The organism is Mycobacterium sp. IDUB_5 (assembly GCF_055419565.1).
This window is the reverse complement of sequence record NZ_JBVAXX010000003.1, coordinates 177,961-200,173: the sequence shown is the minus strand read 5'-3', so window position 1 is coordinate 200,173 and position 22,213 is coordinate 177,961. Positions and strand designations below refer to the sequence as shown.

Below are 22,213 nucleotides of genomic sequence, written 5' to 3'. Positions count from 1 at the left end.
TTACTCCCTAGCGCTTATTCTTGCCGGTGCGCCGGCGACGGACGATGAGCTTGTCGCTCGCCTTGTTCGGCTTGCGGGTGCGGCCCTCGGGCTTGCCCCACGGGCTGACCGGGTGGCGGCCGCCGGAGGTCTTGCCCTCGCCACCGCCATGCGGGTGGTCGACCGGGTTCATCACGACACCACGGACTGTGGGGCGCTTGCCCTTCCAGCGCATACGGCCGGCCTTGCCCCAGTTGATGTTGGCTTGCTCGGCATTGCCGACCTCACCGACGGTGGCGCGGCAGCGCACGTCGACGCGGCGGATCTCACCGCTGGGCATACGCAGCGAGGCGTAGGTGCCCTCCTTGCCGAGCAGCTGGATGCTGACACCGGCTGAGCGGGCGAGCTTCGCGCCGCCGCCGGGCCGCAGCTCCACAGCGTGGATCACGGTGCCGGCGGGGATGTTTCGCAGCGGCAGGTTGTTGCCGGGCTTGATGTCGGCGTTGGCGCCCGACTCGATGACCGCACCCTGCTTCAGACCCTGCGGCGCGATGATGTAGCGCTTCTCGCCGTCCAGGTAGTGCAGCAGCGCGATGTTCGCGGTGCGGTTCGGGTCGTACTCGATGTGCGCGACCTTGGCGTTGACGCCGTCCTTGTCGTGGCGACGGAAGTCGATGACGCGGTAGGCACGCTTGTGGCCACCGCCCTTGTGGCGGGTGGTGATACGGCCGTGTGCGTTGCGACCGCCCTTGCCGTGCAGCGGACGAACCAGCGACTTCTCCGGATGGTCACGCGTGATCTCGGCGAAATCGGAGACGCTCGAACCGCGGCGACCGGGGGTCGTCGGCTTGTACTTGCGAATTGCCATGATTCTCTAGTTCTCCCTGCCGGCTAGGCCGGCGCTCCGAACAGGTCGATGGGCTTGCTGCCCGCGGCGAGCGTCACGATCGCGCGCTTGGTGTCCTTGCGCTTACCGAAGCCGGTGCGGGTGCGCTTGCGCTTGCCCTGCCGGTTGGCGGTGTTCACCGAGGCGACCTTGACGTTGAAGATCTTCTCGATGGCGATCTTGATCTGCGTCTTGTTCGAGTCCGGGTGCACGACGAACGTGTACACGTTGTCCTCGATGAGCCCGTAGGACTTCTCCGAGATCACCGGGGACAGGATGATGTCGCGGGGATCGGTCACGGTAGCCATCAGGCCGACACCTCCTCAGTCTTCTTCGTCGCGCCTGCGATGTAGGCGTTGAGCGCCTCGACGCTGAAGACCACGTCGTCGGCCTTGAGCACGTCATAGGTGTTCAGCTGATCCGGCGAGATCACGTGCACGCCAGGCAGATTGCGCACGCTCAGCGCACTGGTCTCGTCGGTGCGGCCGATGACCACGAGCACCTGCTTGCGATCCGTCAGCGTCGCCAGGAACGACTTCGCGCTCTTGGTCGACGGCGCCTGGCCCTCGACGATCTCGGTGATCGCGTGGATCCGGTCGTTGCGCGCCCGGTCCGAGAGCGCGCTACGCAGGGCAGCCGCGATCATCTTCTTCGGGGTGCGCTGGCTGTAGTCGCGCGGCTGCGGACCGTGCACGACACCGCCACCGGTGAACTGCGGAGCGCGCGTCGAACCCTGGCGGGCGCGACCGGTGCCCTTCTGGCGGTACGGCTTCTTGCCGCCGCCGGAAACCTGTCCGCGCGTCTTGGTCGCGTGGGTGCCCTGGCGCTTGGCGGCGAGCTGCGCCGTCACCACCTGGTGCATCAGCGCGATGTTGGGCTCGACATCGAACAGCTCTGCGGGCAGCTCGATCGAGCCGTCCTTCTTGCCGGCCGGAGTCTGAACATCAATTTTGAGTGTCATGCCTTCTCGCCTCGCTTGATTGCGCTGCGGACAACGACCAGTCCACCGTTACGCCCGGGGACGGCACCTTTGATCAGCAGCACGCCGTTCTCGGCGTCCACCTTGTGCACCTTCAGGTTCTGCGTGGTCACGCGGTCGCTACCCATGCGGCCCGACATGCGCGTGCCCTTGAACACACGGCCCGGGGTGGCGCAGCCACCGATCGAGCCGGGCCGACGGTGCACGGCCTGCGCGCCGTGGCTGGCGCCCTGGCCCTTGAAGCCGTGGCGCTTCATGGTGCCCGCGAATCCCTTGCCCTTGCTGGTGCCGGTCACGTCGACGTACGCGCCGTCGACGAAGATCTCGGCGGTCAGTTCCTGGCCCACCTCGTACTCGGCGGCCGCTGCCTCGTCCTCGAGCCGCAGCTCGGCGAGGTGCCGGCGCGGGTTGACGCCCGCAGCGGCGAACTGACCGGTCACCGGCTTGGTGACCTTGCGGGGGCTGATCTCGCCGTAGGCGAGCTGCACGGCGCTGTAGCCGTCGCGCTCCGGGGTACGGATGCGCGTCACGACGTTGGGCCCGGCCTTGACGACCGTCACCGGCACGACCTTGTTGTTCTCGTCGAACACCTGCGTCATGCCCAGCTTGGTGCCCAGAATGCCTTTTCTAGCCATTGCTCTGGAATTCCTTTACTGGATGTTGACGTCGACGCTGGCCGGCAGGTCGATACGCATCAGCGCGTCGACCGTCTTCGGCGTGGGGTCGAGGATGTCGATCAACCGCTTGTGGGTGCGCATCTCGAAGTGCTCCCGCGAGTCCTTGTACTTGTGCGGGGACCGAATGACGCAATACACGTTCTTCTCGGTCGGCAGCGGCACCGGGCCGACCACGCTTGCGCCCGTCCGGGTGACCGTCTCGACGATCTTGCGCGCCGAGGCATCGATGGCCTCATGGTCGTAGGCCTTGAGCCTGATGCGGATCTTTTGTCCCGCCACGCTTCTCCTACCTCACTACTAACGGGCCCTCGAAAGGGCCTGGCTGTGCCGCCGCTGTTTACCTGTCTGTGGTTCACCGGTCCCCGCGGTCGGGTGTGTCGCCCGTAGAACCGGGTGGGACCGGAGGCGCCCCGCAAGGGGCGCCAGTCGCATGCCGAGGCCAGGCGAACCCGGCTCAAGGCAACCCGAACAGTATGCCTCAGATCGGCGCGTGCTCCAAATCCCTGGTCAGACCGAACTTACCGGCGAGTAAGGTTCCGGTGATGACGAGTTCTCCGACGTATCGCGCATGGCAGCGGCTCGATCGTGTGCCCGGCGGATCGAGGGTCTTTTCTCTGGCCGCGATGGCCAGAGTGCCGTACTTCGCGTCGATCCTCCCCCATGTCCGGCGCATGGAGCCCGGCGTGGCCGAGGTGTCGGTCCCCAAGTGGTTCTTCCTCTACAACCACCTCGGCACGGTGCACGCGATCGCGTCGTGCAACGCAGCGGAGGCCGCGATGGGGATGGTGATGGAGGCGACGGTGCCGACGACGCACCGCTGGATTCCGAAGTCGATGACCGTCGCCTACCTGCACAAGGCCACGACGTCACTGCGCGCGACGGCGCGACTGGATCCGCCGGACTTCAGCCAGATCACCGAGGGGGCGGAGCTCGTGATCCCGGTGAGCGTCGTCGACGACAACGGCACCGAGGTCGTCCACGCCGACATCACCTGCTGGGTGACGCCCGCCTGAGCTAGGAGATGCCGTCCCAGAAGTCGCACTGATGGACCGCGCGGAAGTCGCCGGTCATGCGGCTGCCGTCGGGCTGCAGCGACATCACCCGGTTGCCGTCACCGAAGTCGTCCCACTGCGGCTGGCCGCCGGTGTCCGGCGTCTGGGTCTTCACGAAGGACGCCCAGTAGTCGATCATCTGGTCGGCCAACTTCTGCTGTGCGGGATCGAGCGGCAGCGCAGACCCCACGTCGAACAGGTACCGCAGTTCCAGGGAGTGGCTCGCGCCGACGGGGAACGGCAGGGTCTTCAGTGGTTCCGGCGCCGGGGCGGCCCGGTCGTTGAACTCGTAGAAGTAGACGGGCTCGTCGCGGATCGCGCGAGCCAGCCGGTCCCCGAGGCAGGAGAAGACGCCGTCGGTGACGGCTGCGGAATAGGCGAGCGGAACGTCCGGGTAGGCCGAGAGCGGGTAGCGCTCCTCGACGGCGCGAGCGTTTCGTCCGAACGCGCTGGCCAGCAGCCGCGGATAGTCCTGCGGGCCGTAGCGCACCCCGTCGCGGAGGTACTGCATGCCGACGAACAGGGTGAACTCGTCGCGGGTGGTGCCGATCAGCACCGGAACCCGCTGCGCGTCGGTGCCGCCGATCGCCCGCGCGGGGTCCACGGGGAGCGTCGCAGAGCCGGTGACCGGCCCGCTGAGCTGGTCATCGCCGATGCCGTAGAGCCACACCGGCTCCCGCAGCCTGTCGGCGGGCAGCGACCTCAGACACTGGGCGGCCGCGGCCGGATCGGCGCAGCCACGTTCGACGGCGTAGGCGAGCGAGCGGTCCTGGCCGGCGGGAAGAGTCGCCTGCGCCTGGCACGGCCCGCTCTGGATGATGGCGGCGGAGAACAGGCCCCGCGAGCCGGGCGCGACGAGGTGATCGCACACCGACATTCCGCCGGCGGACTCCCCCGCGACGGTCACGCGGTCGGGGTCACCGCCGAAGGCGGAGATGTTGTCGCGGACCCACCGCAGCGCTGCCTGCTGATCGGCCAGCCCGTAGTTGCCGACCTGCCCGGGCGGGCCTAGTGCGGGGTGGGCCAGGAAGCCGAGAGCGCCGAGCCGGTAGTTGATCGTGACGACGACGATGTCGCCACGTGCCGCGAGCCGGCGTGCGTCGTAGATGCGTCCACTGCCGTTGACGAACGCGCCGCCGTGAATCCACACCATCACCGCACGCGGCTGCGTCGTCTGCTGCGCGGGGGTCCAGACGTTGAGGCTCAGACAGTCCTCGGCGGTCTGGCGGCCCAGCTCGATGTCGCCGTCGAGGCTCTGCATGCACCGAGGACCGAAGGCCGTGGCGTCGCGAACCCCCTGCCACGGAACCGGCGGCTGCGGATCCGCGAAGCGCAACGGCCCAACGGGTGGGGCGGCGTAGGGCACGTCGGCGAACAGGCGGTGATCCGGCGCGACGACGCCGCGCAGGGTGCCGGATGCGGTCTGCACGACGGCGGGATCGGTGGGTTGCGGTGCCGCGGCAGGCTGTCCGTCGCTGCGGACGCAGCCGGCCAGCAGAACCACGGCCGTCAGAAAGGCTGTCAGGCAGGCCGGCAGCCGCGTCCATCGCACATCCGCGAGCCTAGATGGTGAAGATGGTCGACAACTCGACGAGAGGATCACCGCATGACCGCACGACACCTGCAGGCAGACCTGGTCACCATCGGCTTCGGCAAGGCGGCCAAGACCCTGGCGGCCGCGCTCGGCGCGCACGGTCGACGCGTCGTCATGATCGAGCAGTCGGACAAGATGTACGGGGGTACGTGCATCAACATCGGCTGCGTGCCCACCAAATCGCTGGTGTACCAAGCAGAGCACGCTCAGCAGACGGAGGTGGGCGATCCGCCCGATCCCGGGATCTACACCCATGCGGTGCGCGCGACGACCGACCTGACGGCCGATCTGCGCGCCAAGAACTTCGCGATGCTCGACAGTCTGCCGACCGTCGACGTGCTCACCGGATTCGCCTCCTTCACCGACGCCCACACCGTCTCGGTGCAGACCGCGGACGGAGAGGTCACGGTGACCGGTGAGAACATCGTCATCGGCACCGGATCAGAACCGGTACTGCCGGACATCCCCGGGCTACACGGCAACGATCGCGTGGTCACGAGCACCGACCTGCTCACGACCGAGGAGCTTCCGCGGCAGCTCGTGGTCCTCGGCGGCGGTTACGTGGGCCTGGAGTTCGCCGCGATGTACGCCCGGTACGGCGCGGAAGTGACTGTCCTGGAACGACATTCGTCCATCCTCGGCCAGGAGGACGACGACGTCGCGACGATGGCCGCCGCGCTGCTGGCCGCCGCGGGCGTCCGGATCGTCACGTCGGCCACCGTCACGGCCGTCGACGGCGCAACCGTGCGCTACGACGTCGACGGGACATCGGCGACGGCCCAGGGTGAGCGCATCCTCGTCGCGCTGGGCCGCAGGCCCGTCACCGCGGACTTGCGGTTGGACAGGGCCGGGGTCGACACCCGCAGCGACGGATCGGTCGTCGTCGACGAGCACCTGCGCACGAACCAGCCCCACGTCTTCGCCGTCGGCGACGTCAACGGCGGGCCCCAGTTCACCTACGTCTCCCTCGACGACTATCGCGTGGTGCTCGACCAACTCACCGGGACGGGCCGTCGCAGCACCGCCGATCGGGTGGCGGTCCCCTACGTGCTGTTCATGACGCCTCCGCTGGCGCGGGTGGGCCTGACCGAACGTGCCGCCCGCGCCGACGGGCGCCGCGTGAAAGTCGCCGCACTGCCGGTGGCGTCGATGGCCACCGTGCCGCGTGCGCGGATCGTCGGACAGCCCGAAGGGATGATGAAGGCCGTCGTCGACGCCGACACCGACGAGATCCTGGGTGCCGCACTGCTCAGTCATGACTCGCACGAGGTCATCAACACCGTCGCGCTGGCCATCCGCCACCGCATCACCGCAACGCAGTTGCGGGACGAGATCTACACGCATCCGTCGATGACCGAGGCGTTCAACCAACTCCTCGGCGCTCTGGCAGAGTCGAGGGTGGCGCCCGTCACATAAAATGCTAAATTGACGGGCGTCAAGTAGCCCCTCGAGGAGATGCGAATGAGCCACCCACGCACGATGGACGATGCCGCAAAAGTCCTGGCCGACCCGACGGCGTATGCCGACGACGCCCGACTGCACGAGGCACTGGAACATCTGCGCGCCAACGAGCCGGTGGCGTGGGTCGACAACGCTCCGTACCGGCCGTTCTGGGCGATCACCAAGCACGCCGACATCATGGCGATCGAGCGCGCCAACGATCTGTGGCTCTCCGAGCCGCGTCCCCTGCTGGCCACGGCGGCCGCCGACGACTACATGGCCCAGCAGATGGAAGCCGGTGTCGGGCTTCGCACGCTGATCCACATGGACGATCCGCACCACCGCAAGGTGCGCTCCATCGGCGCTGACTGGTTCCGACCCAAGGCGATGCGGGACCTCAAGGTGAGGGTCGACGAGCTGGCCAAGCGGTACGTCGACCGGATGCGTGACAACGGCGGTGAGTGCGACTTCGTCACCGACATCGCGGTGCAGTTCCCGCTGTACGTGATCATGTCGCTGCTCGGGTTGCCCGAGGAGGACTACGGCCGCATGCATGCGCTGACCCAGGAGATGTTCGGCGGCGACGACGACGAGTACAAGCGCGGCGTGAGCCCCGAGGAGCAGATGGCCGTGCTGCTCGACTTCTTCACCTACTTCTCCGCGCTGACCGCGTCACGCCGGGAGACCCCGACCGACGACCTGGCGTCGGCGATCGCCAACGGCCGCATCGACGGCGAGCCCCTCTCGGACATCGACACCGCGTCGTACTACGTGATCGTGGCCAGCGCGGGCCACGACACCACCAAGGACGCCATCTCGGGCGGGCTGCTCGCGCTGATCGAGAACCCCGGCGAACTGGCCCGACTGCGCGACAACATGGATCTGATGCCGACCGCGATCGAGGAGATGATCCGCTGGACCACTCCGGTCAAGGAGTTCATGCGGACCGCCGCGGAGGACACCACGGTGCGTGGCGTGCCGATCGCCAAGGGCGAATCGGTGTACCTGGCCTATGTGTCGGGCAACCGGGACGAAGAGGTGTTCGACGAACCGTTCCGCTTCGACATCTCCCGCGACCCCAACAAGCACGTGTCCTTCGGCTACGGCGTGCACTTCTGCCTCGGCGCCGCGCTGGCCCGCATGGAGATGAACAGCCTGTTCACCGAGCTGGTGCCCCGACTGGAGTCGATCGAGCTGGCCGGCGAGCCCGAACTGGCCGCGACGACGTTCGTCGGCGGACTCAAGCACCTGCCGATCCGGTACTCCGTGCGCTGACCGCGAGGAATCCGTCCACCGCCGCGACAGCTGTTGCGCGGTAATCGAATTCGGTCAACGTGCTGATCCGTCCGAACACCAGCGGGCCGATCAGCAGCGCGAACGTGGTCGTCCTGTCGACGCGTCCGAGAAGCTCCACGGCGTCGGTGCCCTCGAAGATCGCGTCGAACGGCGCCGAGTACTGCTCGGCGATCCGCTCCCGCAGCGTGCCCACCACGCCGCCGGCAGTCGGCACTTCGGCGATGTCGGGCCCCAGCGAAAGCCACGCCATGGCCGTCAACAGGGTCGGGGCGTCGGCGATGGCGTCGGCCCACTCCCCCACGACGGCGATCAGGCGCTCCCGCAGCGTGCCGTCCGTCGGCGGCATCGGCGGCGGCGGGATGAGGCTCATGAATGCCGCTGCGACAAGATCATTCGAGCTCGGGAAGTGCCGGTAGAGAGTCGCGCGCGCGACATTCGCGTGCCGGGTCACGGCGTCGATCGTGACCGCGCTCGGGCCGCCTGCGCGGAGAAGCGTTGTCGCGGCCTCCAGCAGTCGTGCGCGCGAGCGAGCCGGTCTCGGATCGCCACCGCCGGCCGTCATGGTTTCCACCACCTCGCGAAAGGGAACAAGACCGTCGGTCTCGTTCCGATACTGTTGGTCTCGAAGACCCTACGGCATTCGCACCGAACGTACCCCTCGGGAGGGACCGCATGGCTCACGACACATCCGAGCGGCGGCGGCGGTGGTTGCTGACGGTGGCCAGCATCGACGTCCTTCTCGTCGTCAGCGCCATGATCTCGCTCAATGCGGCGCTGCCCGACATCGCCGTCGAGACGGCAGCGACGCAGAGCCAGCTGACCTGGATAGTGGACGGCTACACACTCGCGCTTGCCTGCCTGTTGTTGCCGGCCGGAGCGCTCGGCGACCGGTACGGCAGGCGACGTGCCCTGCTGGTGGGCCTGGCCGTCTTCGGACTCGCCTCGCTCGCACCCATCGTGTGGAGCAGCCCGACCGCGTTGATTTCCGCGCGCGCCGTCGCCGGCGTCGGTGCCGCCCTGATCATGCCCGCAACGCTGTCTCTGCTGACCTCGGCGTTCCCTCCGGAGGGTCGTAACAAGGCAATCGGCATCTGGGCGGGGGTGGCCGGGTCCAGCGCAATCTTCGGTTTCCTCGGGACCGGCCTGCTTCTCGAGCACTACTCCTGGCAGTCGATCTTCTACGCGTTCGCGGGCTGGGCCCTCCTGATGTTCGTGTGCACGTGCACCATCGGATCGTCGCGCGACGAGACGGCGACACCGATCGACTGGCTCGGCGCCGGCCTCGTCGGATCCGCGATCGCGGTGTTCGTCCTCGGCGTCGTCGAGGCGCCGGTGCGGGGCTGGACCGACACGCTGGTGATCGCCTGTCTTGCGCTCGGCGTCGGCATCGCCGCACTGTTCGTCGTCACCCAGCTGCGTCGGCAGCACCCGTTGCTCGACGTCCGTCTCTTCGGCCGGCCCGACTTCGCCACCGGTGCCCTCGGAATCACCTTCCTGTTCCTGGCCAATTTCGGATTTTTCTTCATCGAGATGCAGTTCATGCAGCTCGTGATGGGCATGACACCCATTCAGACCGCATTCGCGCTGTCGCCGCTCGCCGTGCCCGTGCTCCTCCTCAGCGCGAGCGTGCACCTGTTCCTGCCGAGGGTCGGCCTGCGCGTCGCCGTCAGCGGCGGCTTGATGCTGATGGCGGCGGGCATGCTGTGGATGAGTCGATTGCACGTGGACTCCACGTACATGTCGATGGTCGGACCGCTGATGCTGATGGCGTCGGGCATCGGATTGTGCACCGCGCCAACGACCTCGGCCATCATGAATGCCGCTCCCCCGGAGAAACAGGGCGTCGCCTCCGCGGTCAACGACGCCACCCGTGAAATCGGCGCCGCTGTCGGCATCGCCGTGGCAGGCTCGATTCTCGCCGCGGCCTATCGCGCGTCACTGGCGCCCGCGCTGGACGCCTTTCCCGCTCGAATCCGTGACGCCGCCAACGAATCACTGGCGAACGCGATGGCCGTCGCCGAGCGAACCGGGCCGGCGGCCACCGGGCTGACCGACGCCGCGCGGACCGCCTTCATGGAGGCCTCACACGATGCGCTGGTTGCACTCGGTGCGGTGCTCCTGGTCGGAGCGGCGTTCATCGCGATCTGGTCCCCCGGGCGCGACGGCCGGCAGTGGGCCGTTCTGCGCCGATTGCGAGGGCGGACGTCGACACGCGAGACGGTCGACGCGTGACCGCGACCCCGACTCTCGAAAGGCCCCCGACACTGTCGCCGTGGCGGCGCCGATGGCTGCTGACCGTCGCCAGTCTCGACGTGCTGCTCGTCGTCGCGTCGATGGTCGCACTCAACGCGGCGCTGCCCGACATCGCGGTGGAAACCTCGGCCAGCCAGACGCAACTGACGTGGATCGTCGACAGCTACACCCTGGCACTGGCCTGTCTGCTGCTACCGGCGGGCGCGCTCGGCGATCGCTACGGCCGGCGCGGCGCCCTGCTGGTCGGCCTGGTCATCTTCACCCTGGCCTCCGCCGCGCCCATCCTCTGGAGCGACCCGGGACAGCTCATCGTCGCGCGGGCCGTGGCCGGCGTCGGCGCCGCGCTGGTCATGCCGGCGACGCTGTCGTTGCTCACGTCGGCCTTTCCCCGTGGCGAACGCAGCAAGGCCGTCGGCATCTGGGCCGGTGCGGTCGGATCGTCTGCCATCTTCGGGTTTCTCGGCGCGGGCACGATGCTGCACTTCTTCTCGTGGGGCGCCATCTTCTACGGCTTCGCCGGCGCCGGCGTGATCATGATCGCGGCGACGGTCACCGTCAGCTCCTCCCGCGACGAGCACGCCACCCCGATCGACTGGATCGGGGCATTGCTCAGCGGCATGGCCATCGCGGTGTTCGTCCTCGGTATCGTCGAGGCGCCGGCGCGGGGATGGACCGATGTCGTCGTACTCGTCTGTCTCGCAGCCGGACTCGGCCTGGCGGGCATGTTCGCCTGGACCCAGCTGCGCGCCAGCAACCCCCTGCTCGACGTGCGGTTGTTCGCCGCGGCGGATTTCGGCGCCGGGGCGGCCGCCATCACCCTGCTGTTCTTCGCGATGTTCGGGTTCTTCTTCGTCGTCATGCAGTTCATCCAGCTGGTCATGGGCTACTCGGCGCTCCAGACCGCGTTCGCGCTGGCGCCGCTCGCGGTGCCCATGTTGATCGTCAGCACCACCATTCACCTGTTCCTGCCGAAGATCGGACTGCGAGTCTCGATGACTTTCGGTCTGCTTCTCCTGTCCGCCGGTCTGCTGTGGATGGCCACGCTGTCGGCCGACGCGGTGTACGTCGATCTGATCGGTCCGATGCTCGTGAGCTCTATCGGCCTGGGGTTCGTCGCGACTCCGGCGACGGCGGCGATCATGGAGGCCGTCCCGGACGAGAAACAGGGCGTGGCGTCCGCGGTCAACGACGCGACCCGCGAGATCGGCGCCGCCGTGGGTATCGCTGCCGCGGGCTCCGTGCTGGCCGCTGCGTACAGCAACGCACTCGCTCCCTCGGTCGCCGCATTGCCGGCGCCGGTCCGCGACGCTGCCACGGACTCCCTGGCTGCAGCGCTGGCGGCCGCGCAGCAGATGGGACCCGCCGGCGAGCCGCTCACCCGCATGGCGCGGAGCGCGTTCGTCGACGCGAGCGGGCTGGCCATGACGGTGCTGGCGGCCACCGTTGTGGGCGGGGCGGTCCTCATGGCGCTCTGGGCGCCGGGTCGCGACGGCCAGCAGTGGGCATTCCTGCGCCGCGGCGACAGCGTCGTCGGTGGCGCGGCCGGAGGCCGCCATCGAAAACGATGACGACGAGCTGGTGCGGCTCAGCTGACGAACTCGGCGGCCCGGTGGCCGACCATCACGATCGTCGCGTGCGGTCCGCGGCTGGGAATCTGGGGAAGTATCGAACCGTCGACGACCCACAGATTCTCGAATCCCAACACCCGGCACCGCGCATCGACGACCTCCCCGATCTTCGCAGTGCCGCACAGGTGTTGCGACGTCGACCAGAAGGCCTCCGAATGCGCGGTGTCACCGACGATCTCGCGCGCCAGCCGGGTGGCCTCACGCAATACGTCGACATCGGACTGCGCGGTGTCGTACCGATGCTCGATCACCGGGTCGACGTCAGGGTCGGCCGAGGCCAGCGTGAGCCGCCCCCGTGAGCGGGGGCGCATCAGTGTCACACCGAGGTGCGGACGGTCCGTGGGATCGTCGCGGCGTCCGGTCGTCATCGCGCCGAATCCTGCTGTGTAAGGCCGGATCTCGACTCCGTCATCGGTGGTGAGCACCGCCTCGAGCGGCGGCACACCATGCGTCGGTGACCAGGTGACCGGCAGGACCCATTCGGGATGGTCGACGGTGTCCACCCCCACCGGCAGGTTCGCCACGATCGGCACGCCGACGTCGGTCAGCAGCGACTCGGGACCGATTCCGGACAACAGCAGCAGGTGTGCCGTGGCGATCGCACCGGCACAGAGCACGATCCGGTCCGCGGTCAGCGTCACGGGACCGTGGGGACCTGCGCACTCGACGTGCACGGCACGCCCATCGGCACAGCGGATCCGCCTGGCCCGCGTATCGGTCAGCACCGTCACGTTGGGCCTGGCCGCAGCGGGCGCCAGGAAGGCGCCGCCCGGTCCCACCCGGGTGCCGCCGTCGATGTTGAGCGGGACGGCCCCGACACCAGCCGTCATCGCCCGACCCGGCGCCGAGCCGTTGAGGTCGTCGATCCAGCAGAACCCCGCGTCCCGCGCCGCAGCCACGAACGCTGATGTGCAGCCGTCGAATTCGGCGATCCGCCGGACCTTGATGGGTCCGCTGGAGCCGTGCAGCGGACCGGTGAAGTCGAGGTCGTTCTCGATGGCACGAAAATGGGGCAGGACGTCGTCCCAGCCCCAGCCGGGCGCATCCCATCCGTCGATGTCGGAGGGCAGCGCACGACAGAAGTATCCGCCGTTGACCGCGCCCGAGCCGCCGACTACGGCGCCGCGGATGATCTCTGCGTGCCGAAGAGGGTGTTCGGTCAACCGAGCCGTGTAGCGCCGCACCACCGAACTCGCCACCCCGATGGGCAGGCGGAGACCGTCGCTGATCTGCTCCTGTACCCGCGGATCGCTCGGCGACGGACCGGCTTCGACGACGGTGACCGTGCAGCGCTCGTCGGCGGAGAGTCGCTCCGCCAGAACGGAACCGGCGCTGCCGGCCCCGATGATCAGCACATCATCCACGGCGGCGGCCAACGCGGCGTCAGGTTCTGATCTGCGGCTTGAGAGCCCCGGCGTGGCGTTCGCGGATCACTCCGGTCCACAGGCCGAGGCCGTAGGCGATGTCGTCGAGGCGTTTCAGCAGCAGGAAGGTGATGATGCCGACGCGCTTGGTGTCGTCGTCGACGCCGCTGTGGCCGCGGGTGGCCCAGTCGAACACGCCGTCGAGGACGGCGGCCACCAGGACCACCTGCCGGCACCGTCGCGAGCACACCGCGGCCACCAGCGCCACCGGCCAGTAGTGCCGACAGATCGCCGAGGCCAACTGCAGCGCAGCCGACCACAGCCCGTGGGCGGCGACGACGGCGACCTCCATCGGTTCGGTGCGCACACTCGCCAGCGACCTGGCAAGCCGGCGGCCCGTGAACACCGCCACCGCGACCGAACCCAGATAACCGAGCCGCGATCCCAGGGCGACCAGCAGCCAGACCACCAGCGTCCAACCCGAGATCACCAGCGGTGCCGTCTTGCCCGGGTGACGGATGGACAGCGGCGCAGCTGAACCACCGTAGAAAGACTTGCGTGCGAACCACTTTCGCAGTTCGACCCGGTGGTCGTGGGCCACCATCGCGATCGGTTCGTAGCGCAGCCGGGCACCGGCTTCATTGAGCCGCCAGCACAGATCGACGTCCTCGCCGGAGGTCAACGTCTCGTCGAAGCCACCCAGCTCGAGCAGTGCGCTGCGCCGGCAGATGATCGCGGCGCTGGGCACGTAGGACACGGTGCCGAACGGTACGACCGGAGCCTCCCGCAGCCCGAGATCCAGCGACGACCGGACCGCCTCGTAGCGCGCGACCACGCTGTCGGAGGGCTGCAGCGCGACGATGCGCGGCGCGGCGAGAGCGACCGCGGGATCGCAGAAATGCCCGAGCAACGCCTCCAGCCAGCCCCGCCGCGGGACGACATCGGAGTCCAGGAACGCGACGAAGTCGGTGTCGCACGCCTTGAGTCCTGCGTTACGCGCCGCAGCGGGACCGCGGTTGCGCTCCAACCGGAGCAGGCGGACGTCGCCGTGGACGTCACGAAAATCGTTTTCGCGCAGCGGAATCGTGGAGCCGTCGTCGACGACCACCACCTTTAGCCCACGTACGGCGCCGAGGAGACGGACGAGTCCGGACGGATTGTCCCGCACGGGGATCACCACGGTGACGTCGCGGTGCGACGGTCCGCTCAGCGGCCGCGGGTGAGCGACGGTCGCGTCGAGCAGCGTGCGGGCCAGCTGCGCACTGACCGCGTCGTGGACCTCGAGCCGGCCGCCGTTGAGCATCGTCTGGGCGGCGGGCGCCAGCCGCAGCAGACGCGTCGGCGAGCCGCCGAGCAGCGCCGCCCCCTCCCCGAGGACGCGCACACGTCTGTCGACTTGAACGGCGAAACCATCGGGCAGTCGCTGTCCCGTCACCTCAACATCCCCTGGCCGTCAGGCGCCCAGCGAGTGATCCGGTCAACCCCGGTGTCGACCATCCCAGCAAAGATCCTGCCCCCTTCTGCCGCCGTCGCCGTCGTCGGATCTCCGAGGATACCCAGCGAACTGACGGCGGCCACTCCCCCTCGGCGCATCTGCGGCATCAACTCCGCCAGCGACCCCTGATTACCCGGAACTCTCAGATCCTCTCGGACCACACCGGGCGAAATATGTAGCAATACAGACGTTTCGGTGTGCCCGGCGTGTGCGTCGCCGCCGGGAGCCACGCAGGAACACCAGGCGACGTCGCGGCCCTCGTAACGCAGCAGCGACACCGCGTCGCGCAGCGCGCCGACATTGCCGCCGTGGCCGTTGACGAACACGATCCGCGAGGCCCAACGACACGCCGAACGGGCGAATTCGACCAGAAGTTGTGTCACTGCCGGTGTGCCAATGGAAATGGTTCCGGCGAATCCCTCGTGCTCACCGCTGGCGCCGTAGGCGATCGCGGGAGCAACCAGCCACTGCCCCATCAGCCGGTTGACGAGAGCCTCAGCCACAGCGGTGGCGATCCGAGTATCGGTGTCCAGCGGCAGATGGGGACCGTGCTGCTCGGTGGATCCGACGGGAACGATGAGTGCGGACGCGCCATTCTGCAGCTGTCTCGACGTCGAGTTCCCGAGCTCGTGGGGTGAAGCCACGCGAGCATGGTAGGCCGAATTCACCTGTCGTGCGCCAGTTGTTGGCGCATGCGTCGCAAGAGATTTCCCCACGTGGTCAGGGCATCACCTCGCGCCCCGTCCGTCACACCCCGAGCGTGCGGGTGAAGCCGTCGGGAATCAGGACGTCCTCGCGGGTCAGATCGTGGATCGACGACTTCCCCAGGCCCATCAGGGCGGAGTCGATACCGCCGCGCATGATGTCGAGGACGTTCTCCACGCCGGCCTGCCCGTTGGCCGCCAGGCCCCACAGGTACGCGCGCCCGATCATGACGGCACGGGCGCCCAGAGCAACCGCCTTGACGACGTCGCTTCCCCGGCGGATACCGCCGTCCAGCAAAACCTCGACCTGGTCGCCGACGGCGTCGGCGATCGCGGGGAGGCAGCGGATCGCCGCGGGGGTGCCGTCGAGGTTGTTGCCGCCGTGATTGGACACCGTGATCGCCGAAACACCAGCATCCACAGCACGTTTGGCGTCGTCCACGCGCACGGTGCCCTTGAGCAGGAACGGGCCGCCCCACTGTTCGCGCAGCCAGGCCACATCCTCCCAGGTGGGGGGCGGGGTGCCCATCCACTGCCCGTAGGCCTCGAAGAACGTCGGACCGAGCTCGCCGGGCCGGCCCTGGTTGGGAACACGCAGGTCAGGTGGGCGCAGCTGTTTGGCGAAGCTGTAGAACCAGCGGGGCTTGGTGACGACCTCCGGGGACATCCGGATCATCGTCTTCAGATCCATCCGTTCCGGGATCTTCGGGCTGCCCCAGTCGCGGCCGTGCGCGAAACTCCAATCGGTGGTCAAGATCAGGCCCTTGGCCCCGGCGGCGCGGGCCCGCTCCATGCGGGCGAGGATCTCGTCGCGGCTGCCGAGCCAGTAGATCTGGAAGAAGATCTTGTCGTTGACCGCGGTGACCTCTTCCATGGGCTTGCTCGCGAACGACGACAGGCCCATCGCGGTGCCCCGGGCGGCGGCGGCACGCGCCACGGCCACCTCACCGTCGGGATCGATTGCCTGCACACCCGTCGGGGAGATGATGACGGGCAGCGAAACATCCTGGCCCATCACCGTTGTCGCCATGTCGCGCTTTTCGGTGGCGCCGATGACGTGCGGCGCGAAGCCGAGTTCGGAGAACGACTCGACGTTGTCGCCGACCGTCACCCCCTTCTCGCTGGCGGAGATCAGCGACGAGTACGCCGATTTCGGCAGGCGCTTCTTGGCGCGCTGTTGGGCGATGGCGACGGTTTCGAACCAGGTGTCACGGGCCATGGGACTACACAGGACTTTCGTTGCAGAACTTCTTCGGAGGGGCGCTGAGCAGGGTCAGCGGAATCGGACCCTTGGGGGTGCGGCCGCCGCTGCGCGAGTGGTCGACGCTGGGCTTGGGCTTGTTCCGGTCGGCGGCCAAGGCGGGTTCGCCGAAACCCTGCACGCATTCGGGATCGGGACCGTCGAGCGGAAGGCCGGTGAAGAACTTCGCCGCCATGCAGCCACCGCGGCAGGCGTCGTAGTGTCCGCAGCTGCCGCACGCACCGGCCGACTGCGGCTCCCGAAGCTCACGGAAGAGTTCGGAGTTCTGCCACACGCTCTGGAAACCGTTGTCGGTCAGGATGTTTCCGGCCAGAAAGGTGTCGTGGATCGCAAACGGGCAGGCGTAGACGTCACCGACCGGGTCGATCAGGCAGACCACCCGCCCCGCGCCGCACAGATTCAGCCCCGCCAGCGCGCCGGGCTCGCCGAGACCTGACAGGTGGAAGAACGAATCGCCGGTGAGCACGCGCTCGCCGCGGGCGACGAGCCAGTCGTAGAGCTGGACCTGCTGCGCGGCGGTGGGGTGCAGTTCGTCCCAGACATCGGCGCCGCGGCCCGAGGGGCGCAGCCGGGTGATGCGCAGGGTGGCACCGTAGCTGTCGGCGAGGGCCTTGAATTCGTCGAGCTGATCGACATTGTGGCGGGTGACGACGACGGAGATCTTGGCATCGGAGAAGCCGGCGGCGCGCAGGTTCTCCAGCGCGCGCGTGGCCATCGCGAAGCTGCCCGGGCCGCGGACCGCGTCGTTGACCTCGGCGGTGGCGCCGTCGAGGGAGATCTGCACGTCGACGTAGTCGCTGGCCGCGAGCTTGGCGGCGACCTCCTCGGTGATGCGCACGCCGTTGGTGGAGAACTTGACCCCGACGTGGTGAGCGGTCGCGTAGTCGACGAGCTCCCAGAAGTCCGATCGCACCGTCGGCTCGCCGCCGCCGATGTTGACGTAGAAGACCTGCATGCGCTCGAGCTCGTCGATGATGTCCTTGCACTGCTGGGTCGTCAGCTCGCGCGGATCGCGCTTGCCGGACGAGGACAGGCAGTGCACGCAGGACAGGTTGCACGCGTAGGTGAGTTCCCACGTCAGGCAGATCGGGGCGTCGAGGCCGCGTTCGAACTGGTCGACGAGCCGGGGCACGGGGGCGGTGACGGTCATCGGTCCTCTCCTGTGATGAGCATGTTCGACGAGACCAGCACGCCCATCGCGTGTAGGTACGGCGTCAGTTGGTCGTCTTCGAGTCCTGCTGCGCGACAAGCGGATCGAACGTCGGGGTGATCAGACAGCGAGTTGATCACCTCGACGATCGTCCGGTTCTTCAGGAACGACAGCTTGCGGGTCCCGAAGTGGTAGAGCAGCGCGCCGAACGGCTCGGGCCGGACGGCCACCTGCGGATGCAGCCGCCAGCGCTGGTCCGGATCGAAGGTCGGCGCGGTCATGATCAGTAGACCCCGCACATCCCGTCGATGGACACCTCTTCGACCAGACTCTCGGTCACGAGCTCGTCGTTCTCAGTGTGCTGACTCGGCTCCATGGCACTGCCTTTCTGTTCGGTGGGGCTCGACATTTGTGACGCAGATCGCAACAATAAGGCACTGGGTGCCTAAATGGAAGGGGGACGTCGATGCAACCCGCCAAGGCACGTGTCGGGCGCCGTCGGTCGACCAGCTGGGAGCACATCAGCGCGGTCGCGATCGACCTGTTCACTGAGCGCGGGTTCGACGACGTCAGCGTCGACGACGTCGCGACGGCCGCGGGCATCGCCCGCCGGACCCTGTTCCGCTACTACCCCTCGAAGAACGCGCTGCCGTGGGGAGACTTCGACGCCCATCTGGGCCGGATGAAGGGGTTGCTGGCGGCCACCGATCCGACAGCGCCGATTCACGAGGCGCTGCGCACCGCGCTGTTGGCCTTCAACGACTTCGACGATGCGGACCGACACCGCCAGCGCATGCGGTTGATCCTGGAAACCGAGGCGCTGCAGGCATATTCGATGACCATGTACGCCGGCTGGCGGGCCGTGGTCGCCGCCTACGTCGCGCGCCGCCTCGAGATCTCCCCCGAGGACCTGATCCCGCAGACGGTGGCGTGGACGATGCTGGCGGTGGCGCTGACGGCGTACGGGCAGTGGCTCGCCGACGAGTCGGTGTCCCTGGCCGCCGCGCTCGGCGGAGCCTTCGATCTGCTGGCCGGCGGGCTGGCCGGGCTGGAGGCTCAGAACGGGGCGTGACCGCCGCCGCCATCGCGCGGGGTGCCAGCCGCTGCGCGGACCTCTCGGTTTTGCGCGCGTTCGGCTTTCACCCGCGCGGCAATCTCCGCGCTACGCAGGCGGCGTCTCCGCGGAACCGTGACTCTCTTCGCCGCGGCGTCGGGCGGCACTGGCGGTGGCGGCGGCAGGTCGGCGGTGGCTGCAATGAAGCGCGGAAAGAACAGCGTGCTACCCGGTCTGGTGGTGTAGCTGCGGCCGTCGGGTGCCGTGAACGTCACTGTGCCGTCAGCTGATTGCACCTCGGTCCAGCCATCGGAATCGAAGAAGAAGGTCTTCATGAGATGGTGAGTCCGGCACTTTGCGTTGAGGTTCGACGCGTGAGTGGGCCCGTATGGCCATGGCACGCAATGGTCGATGTCGCAGCGATCGGCAGGCACGTCGCACCCGGGGAATCGGCAGAAGATGTCCCGCAGCCGGACGAACTGAGCCAGCTTGGCCGAGGGCCGGTAGTTCGGCTCCGGATCAGGCCCGGGCATCCCCAGAGGCGTGACCTTCGCGCCGCCGGCGATGGCGTCGGCTAGGGCAGTGGCCGGCATGACCTTGAGACCGGGCAGCAGCGCGACTCCGGTGTCAGTCAACGGGGCCGGCTCGTCGGACTCGACGGCAACATCTCCTTCAGACGCCGGCTTCGTCGCCGCGTCCAGCGCCGCCTGATCGGCGATCACGTGGACCACCACCTGCGATACGGGTGCCGGAACGTCTGCCTTCGGACATTCTGGCGATCCGCAGCGGCACGGCAGGTGCTCACGGCCGTTGAGCAGCGCGCCTGCGGCATCGGAGCGGCGCTCGCCGACGCTGCGCGGATCGTTGCCGCACACTCCGTTGATCATCGCGACGATGCGCCGTTCGGCCGCGATAGCGTCGGCAGCCATCAACCGACCCCACGCCGAGGTGGTCTCCGCGCCGTCGTCATGGGCTCCGACCCGGAAGTCCCGTTCCTGCTCAATGTCTTTCGTGAACCGCACCGCGCCGGGGTCGTAGCGGTCGATCAGAGCGTTGACGGCCCCGGTCAGCTTCTCCTCCGAGAGGGCTCCCCAGGACACCGCACGCTCGGCGAGCGCCGCGTCGATCTCCTCCAGCACTCGATCGTCGTCGACCAGATGGGTACGCCACGTCAGTTCGCTGATCACCCGGATGCTGATCCGGCCCTCGCAGAACAGCGCCGCCACCCGGGGCAGCCGGTCCCGCAGCGCCATCGCAATGCGCATCTGTGCCGACGCACGCCGCTGACCGATGGTGAGCGCAGCGCCGATTCGCGCGGCGGTCAGGGCCCACGGGTCGAAAGCCCAGCGTGCTCGCTCGTCGTCGTCATCGACACTGCGCCGGGTCAATTCGGCGATGGCGGCCAGCCGCCGCGCGCACGCCTTCCCCTCCTCCACCGCCGCCTGTTCGATCGCGCCCACCAACGCCTCGTCGGCGACATCGGCGAACATGTGTTCGAACATGCTTCGAGTATGCCGCCGTGAGCCGACGATCCGGCGTGCCGGAAGCACCCCTGACTCGCGCCTGTGGATGGATGCCGGATTGGGGACAACCCCGCGGAGGAAGCTCAGCCCAGCAGATCGCTGATCGGTGCGCCCGCGGCGATCTTGGCCCGCACCTTCATCACCTTGCCGGGGAAGCCGCCACCGACCACGCCGACCACGACACCGTCGCGCTCGTAGTAGGCCAGAAACTTGCGCCCGTCGTCCTCGACCAGGTGCACGGTGTCGGTGGCCTCCGGCTCACCCAGGGCCTGGATCTTGACGTCGTACTGGTCGCTCCAGAAATACGGCACCGACACCGCCGCCGGCGCGTCCTGGCCCAGCAGCGCCGGCACGAGCGCCCGCGCCTGATCAGCGACGTTGCTCCAATGCTCTACGCGCACTTGACCTTTCGCTTCATCACGCCAGGAGGCGACGTCGCCGATCGCCCACACATGCGGCGCGCTGGCGCGGCCGACGTGGTCGCACACCACGCCGTTGTCCACCGCGATACCGCTGCCGTCGAGCCAGTCGGTGGCCGGATGCGACCCGATGCCCACCACGACGAGGTCGGCGTCGATCTGCTCACCGTCGGACAGGGTCACCGAACGCACCCGCGTATCCCCGCTCACGGCGTCCACCCCGACGCCGCAGCGCACGTCCACCCCTTCGGCCTGGTGCAACCGCGTCACCAGGCCGCCGATCTGCTCGCCCAGCACCGACGCCAACGGCGCCGGCTGCGGCTCGACCAGCACGACCTCGACACCCCGTGCGCGCAGGCTCGCCGCCACCTCGCAGCCGATGAAACCCGCACCGATCACCACGGCGTGCCGGGCATCGGCCGACTCCTGACGCAGCGCCAGACTCTCGTCGACGTTACGCAGCACGTGAATGCCCGCCAGCTCAGGGAACGACCGAATCCGCTTGGGTACCAGACCTGTCGCGATCACGAGCTCGTCGTAGCCGAGCTGTGAACCGTCGGCCAGCGTGACCGTCTGCGCCGCGGTGTCCACTGTGCGCGCAGCGTTGCCGAGGACGAGCGTGATGTCCTTCTCGGCGTAGAAGTCGGCCGGCTTCAATGTCGTCTCGTCGAGCTCGGCCCGCAGCACCTCCTTCGACAGCGGCGGACGGTCGTACGGCAGGTGCTCCTCGTCGCTGACGATGGTCACCGGCCCCGCATACTCTGCGCGGCGCAGCTGTTCAGCTGTCCGCGCCGCCGCCAAACCGCCCCCGACGATCACCACACCAGAAGTGCTCATCTGGGTTTTCTACCTCATCAAGACAGACCGGCGAGCGCCACCCCGCACCGCGTGCTCAGCTCCGGGCCCGCTCGATGATGTTCGACAACACCACGATGCTCTCGCTGCGCTCGATGTCGGCGCTCGACCGGATGCGTTCGAGCGCCTCTTCGAGGTGGCGCATGTCGCGGGCCAGCACGTGCAGCATCGCGTCGGCCGTACCGGTCACGGTGGCGGCACTGACCACCTCGGGGATGTCCTGCCAGGCAGCACGGAGCTGATCCGGCGCGATCGTGCCGTGGCAGAACACCTGCACGTACGCCTCGGTGGTCCAGCCGAGCGCGGTGCGATCCACGACGGTGGTGAAGGTGCGGATCACCCCGGTGTCGAGCATCCGGTCGACGCGGCGTTTGACCGCGGGCGCCGAGAGATTCACGCGCTGCCCGATCTCGGCGAACGTCGCCCGGGCGTTGTCTGCCAGCTCCGCGAGGATCAGTTCGTCGGTCTCGTCCAGCCGGTCGGCCACGTTTCGCCTCCTTCGCGCAACAAATCGTTGCTCGCAGCAGTTTGGCACAACAAACCACTGGTAGACACGCAACAGGTGAAGATTGATTGCGCAGAACCCCGCCCCATATCGTGCAGG

General features: G+C 68.3%; 23 protein-coding genes. 6 read left to right on the top strand and 17 right to left on the bottom strand.

Annotated elements, in window-relative coordinates:
* Positions 1-7 precede the first annotated feature (7 nt).
* The 5 genes from rplB to rpsJ are packed head-to-tail and all read right to left on the bottom strand — an operon-like array spanning position 8 to position 2,800.
* The gene (rplB, locus tag ACZY1G_RS10245; RefSeq protein WP_335332018.1) at positions 8-847 is read right to left on the bottom strand and encodes a 50S ribosomal protein L2; all 840 of its coding nucleotides are present in this window, start codon (positions 845-847) and stop codon (positions 8-10) included.
* 23 nt (positions 848-870) lie between these two features.
* Complete coding sequence (gene rplW, locus ACZY1G_RS10240; RefSeq protein WP_143818599.1) at positions 871-1,173, bottom strand: 50S ribosomal protein L23; 303 nt, start codon at positions 1,171-1,173, stop codon at positions 871-873.
* Positions 1,173-1,826: a 50S ribosomal protein L4 gene (gene rplD / locus ACZY1G_RS10235; protein ID WP_335332016.1), complete on the bottom strand. Its 654-nt coding sequence runs from the start codon at positions 1,824-1,826 to the stop codon at positions 1,173-1,175. The genes rplW and rplD overlap by 1 nt, the downstream gene beginning before the upstream one ends.
* Positions 1,823-2,479 (bottom strand): 50S ribosomal protein L3, encoded by a 657-nt coding sequence (gene rplC / locus ACZY1G_RS10230; protein WP_463822324.1) that lies wholly within the window; start codon positions 2,477-2,479, stop codon positions 1,823-1,825. Before rplC ends, rplD begins: the two co-directional genes overlap by 4 nt.
* Before the next feature lie 15 nt (positions 2,480-2,494).
* A complete protein-coding gene (rpsJ, locus tag ACZY1G_RS10225) occupies positions 2,495-2,800 on the bottom strand; it encodes a 30S ribosomal protein S10 (RefSeq protein ID WP_003883485.1) in 306 nt (101 codons plus the stop codon).
* A gap of 263 nt (positions 2,801-3,063) precedes the next feature.
* Between rpsJ and ACZY1G_RS10220 the strand changes: the two genes are divergently transcribed.
* Positions 3,064-3,534 carry a hotdog fold domain-containing protein gene (locus ACZY1G_RS10220; RefSeq protein ID WP_463814164.1) on the top strand — a complete coding sequence of 157 codons (471 nt, stop codon included), beginning with the start codon at positions 3,064-3,066 and terminating at the stop codon, positions 3,532-3,534.
* Position 3,535: 1 nt separating this feature from the next.
* On the opposite strand, the gene ACZY1G_RS10215 is transcribed toward ACZY1G_RS10220, so the two are convergent.
* Entirely contained in the window at positions 3,536-5,125 is a 1,590-nt protein-coding gene (locus ACZY1G_RS10215) for a carboxylesterase/lipase family protein (protein ID WP_463814163.1), read from the bottom strand.
* A gap of 54 nt (positions 5,126-5,179) precedes the next feature.
* Here ACZY1G_RS10215 and ACZY1G_RS10210 point away from each other — a divergent pair, with 54 nt between their 5' ends.
* A complete protein-coding gene (locus tag ACZY1G_RS10210) occupies positions 5,180-6,583 on the top strand; it encodes an FAD-dependent oxidoreductase (protein WP_463822323.1) in 1,404 nt (467 codons plus the stop codon).
* A gap of 45 nt (positions 6,584-6,628) precedes the next feature.
* Positions 6,629-7,882: a cytochrome P450 gene (locus tag ACZY1G_RS10205; protein WP_463822322.1), complete on the top strand. Its 1,254-nt coding sequence runs from the start codon at positions 6,629-6,631 to the stop codon at positions 7,880-7,882.
* Here ACZY1G_RS10205 and ACZY1G_RS10200 read toward each other — a convergent pair.
* Positions 7,848-8,465 carry a TetR/AcrR family transcriptional regulator gene (locus tag ACZY1G_RS10200; RefSeq protein WP_463814160.1) on the bottom strand — a complete coding sequence of 206 codons (618 nt, stop codon included), beginning with the start codon at positions 8,463-8,465 and terminating at the stop codon, positions 7,848-7,850. The genes ACZY1G_RS10205 and ACZY1G_RS10200 overlap by 35 nt on opposite strands.
* A gap of 110 nt (positions 8,466-8,575) precedes the next feature.
* On the opposite strand from ACZY1G_RS10200, the gene ACZY1G_RS10195 reads away from it, so the two are divergent.
* Together ACZY1G_RS10195 and ACZY1G_RS10190 are read left to right on the top strand one after the other, a co-directional pair.
* Positions 8,576-10,135, top strand: a complete 1,560-nt coding sequence (locus ACZY1G_RS10195) for an MFS transporter (RefSeq protein ID WP_463822321.1) — start codon at positions 8,576-8,578, stop codon at positions 10,133-10,135.
* Complete coding sequence (locus ACZY1G_RS10190; protein WP_463822320.1) at positions 10,132-11,724, top strand: MFS transporter; 1,593 nt, start codon at positions 10,132-10,134, stop codon at positions 11,722-11,724. Before ACZY1G_RS10195 ends, ACZY1G_RS10190 begins: the two co-directional genes overlap by 4 nt.
* A 17-nt stretch (positions 11,725-11,741) precedes the next feature.
* Here the strand turns inward: ACZY1G_RS10190 and mftG are convergent, their stop codons facing one another.
* The 7 genes from mftG to mftA all read right to left on the bottom strand — a co-directional run bounded on the left by mftG (position 11,742) and on the right by mftA (position 18,134).
* The gene (mftG, locus tag ACZY1G_RS10185) at positions 11,742-13,148 is read right to left on the bottom strand and encodes a mycofactocin dehydrogenase MftG (RefSeq protein ID WP_463822319.1); all 1,407 of its coding nucleotides are present in this window, start codon (positions 13,146-13,148) and stop codon (positions 11,742-11,744) included.
* Between the two features lie 19 nt (positions 13,149-13,167).
* Positions 13,168-14,583: a mycofactocin biosynthesis glycosyltransferase MftF gene (gene mftF, locus ACZY1G_RS10180; RefSeq protein WP_463814156.1), complete on the bottom strand. Its 1,416-nt coding sequence runs from the start codon at positions 14,581-14,583 to the stop codon at positions 13,168-13,170.
* Positions 14,580-15,311, bottom strand: a complete 732-nt coding sequence (mftE, locus tag ACZY1G_RS10175; RefSeq protein WP_463814155.1) for a mycofactocin biosynthesis peptidyl-dipeptidase MftE — start codon at positions 15,309-15,311, stop codon at positions 14,580-14,582. Before mftE ends, mftF begins: the two co-directional genes overlap by 4 nt.
* A 79-nt stretch (positions 15,312-15,390) precedes the next feature.
* Entirely contained in the window at positions 15,391-16,566 is a 1,176-nt protein-coding gene (gene mftD, locus ACZY1G_RS10170) for a pre-mycofactocin synthase MftD (protein WP_463814154.1), read from the bottom strand.
* A gap of 4 nt (positions 16,567-16,570) precedes the next feature.
* Positions 16,571-17,758, bottom strand: coding sequence for a mycofactocin radical SAM maturase (gene mftC, locus ACZY1G_RS10165; protein ID WP_463814153.1), 1,188 nt, complete (start codon positions 17,756-17,758; stop codon positions 16,571-16,573).
* Entirely contained in the window at positions 17,755-18,039 is a 285-nt protein-coding gene (gene mftB / locus ACZY1G_RS10160) for a mycofactocin biosynthesis chaperone MftB (protein ID WP_463814152.1), read from the bottom strand. Before mftB ends, mftC begins: the two co-directional genes overlap by 4 nt.
* 2 nt (positions 18,040-18,041) lie before the next feature.
* Positions 18,042-18,134 carry a mycofactocin precursor MftA gene (gene mftA / locus ACZY1G_RS10155; protein ID WP_073682527.1) on the bottom strand — a complete coding sequence of 31 codons (93 nt, stop codon included), beginning with the start codon at positions 18,132-18,134 and terminating at the stop codon, positions 18,042-18,044.
* Between the two features lie 90 nt (positions 18,135-18,224).
* Here mftA and mftR point away from each other — a divergent pair, with 90 nt between their 5' ends.
* On the top strand, positions 18,225-18,830 hold the full coding sequence (mftR, locus tag ACZY1G_RS10150) for a mycofactocin system transcriptional regulator (RefSeq protein WP_463814151.1): 606 nt from the start codon (positions 18,225-18,227) through the stop codon (positions 18,828-18,830).
* Here the strand turns inward: mftR and ACZY1G_RS10145 are convergent.
* From ACZY1G_RS10145 to ACZY1G_RS10135, 3 genes are all read right to left on the bottom strand, one after another.
* Entirely contained in the window at positions 18,815-20,314 is a 1,500-nt protein-coding gene (locus tag ACZY1G_RS10145; RefSeq protein WP_463822318.1) for an HNH endonuclease signature motif containing protein, read from the bottom strand. The two genes, mftR and ACZY1G_RS10145, sit on opposite strands and share 16 nt — an antisense overlap.
* Before the next feature lie 104 nt (positions 20,315-20,418).
* The gene (locus ACZY1G_RS10140) at positions 20,419-21,591 is read right to left on the bottom strand and encodes an NAD(P)/FAD-dependent oxidoreductase (RefSeq protein ID WP_463822317.1); all 1,173 of its coding nucleotides are present in this window, start codon (positions 21,589-21,591) and stop codon (positions 20,419-20,421) included.
* Between the two features lie 55 nt (positions 21,592-21,646).
* The gene (locus tag ACZY1G_RS10135) at positions 21,647-22,096 is read right to left on the bottom strand and encodes an Lrp/AsnC family transcriptional regulator (RefSeq protein WP_463814148.1); all 450 of its coding nucleotides are present in this window, start codon (positions 22,094-22,096) and stop codon (positions 21,647-21,649) included.
* Between the last annotated feature and the right edge of the window lie 117 nt (positions 22,097-22,213).

Excerpts from the sequence above, each read along its gene's own strand:
- ACZY1G_RS10200 (WP_463814160.1), bottom strand. The coding sequence starts at position 8,465 with ATGACGGCCGGCGGTGGCGATCCGAGACCGGCTCGCTCGCGCGCACGA.
- ACZY1G_RS10220 (WP_463814164.1), top strand. The coding sequence starts at position 3,064 with ATGACGAGTTCTCCGACGTATCGCGCATGGCAGCGGCTCGATCGTGTG.
- mftB (WP_463814152.1), bottom strand. The coding sequence starts at position 18,039 with ATGACCGCGCCGACCTTCGATCCGGACCAGCGCTGGCGGCTGCATCCG.
- mftA (WP_073682527.1), bottom strand. The coding sequence starts at position 18,134 with ATGGAGCCGAGTCAGCACACTGAGAACGACGAGCTCGTGACCGAGAGT.
- rplC (WP_463822324.1), bottom strand. The coding sequence starts at position 2,479 with ATGGCTAGAAAAGGCATTCTGGGCACCAAGCTGGGCATGACGCAGGTG.
- mftC (WP_463814153.1), bottom strand. The coding sequence starts at position 17,758 with ATGACCGTCACCGCCCCCGTGCCCCGGCTCGTCGACCAGTTCGAACGC.
- rplB (WP_335332018.1), bottom strand. The coding sequence starts at position 847 with ATGGCAATTCGCAAGTACAAGCCGACGACCCCCGGTCGCCGCGGTTCG.
- ACZY1G_RS10140 (WP_463822317.1), bottom strand. The coding sequence starts at position 21,591 with ATGAGCACTTCTGGTGTGGTGATCGTCGGGGGCGGTTTGGCGGCGGCG.
- ACZY1G_RS10205 (WP_463822322.1), top strand. The coding sequence starts at position 6,629 with ATGAGCCACCCACGCACGATGGACGATGCCGCAAAAGTCCTGGCCGAC.
- mftD (WP_463814154.1), bottom strand. The coding sequence starts at position 16,566 with ATGGCCCGTGACACCTGGTTCGAAACCGTCGCCATCGCCCAACAGCGC.
- ACZY1G_RS10210 (WP_463822323.1), top strand. The coding sequence starts at position 5,180 with ATGACCGCACGACACCTGCAGGCAGACCTGGTCACCATCGGCTTCGGC.
- ACZY1G_RS10145 (WP_463822318.1), bottom strand. The coding sequence starts at position 20,314 with ATGTTCGAACACATGTTCGCCGATGTCGCCGACGAGGCGTTGGTGGGC.
- rplW (WP_143818599.1), bottom strand. The coding sequence starts at position 1,173 with ATGGCTACCGTGACCGATCCCCGCGACATCATCCTGTCCCCGGTGATC.
- rplD (WP_335332016.1), bottom strand. The coding sequence starts at position 1,826 with ATGACACTCAAAATTGATGTTCAGACTCCGGCCGGCAAGAAGGACGGC.
- mftR (WP_463814151.1), top strand. The coding sequence starts at position 18,225 with ATGCAACCCGCCAAGGCACGTGTCGGGCGCCGTCGGTCGACCAGCTGG.
- ACZY1G_RS10195 (WP_463822321.1), top strand. The coding sequence starts at position 8,576 with ATGGCTCACGACACATCCGAGCGGCGGCGGCGGTGGTTGCTGACGGTG.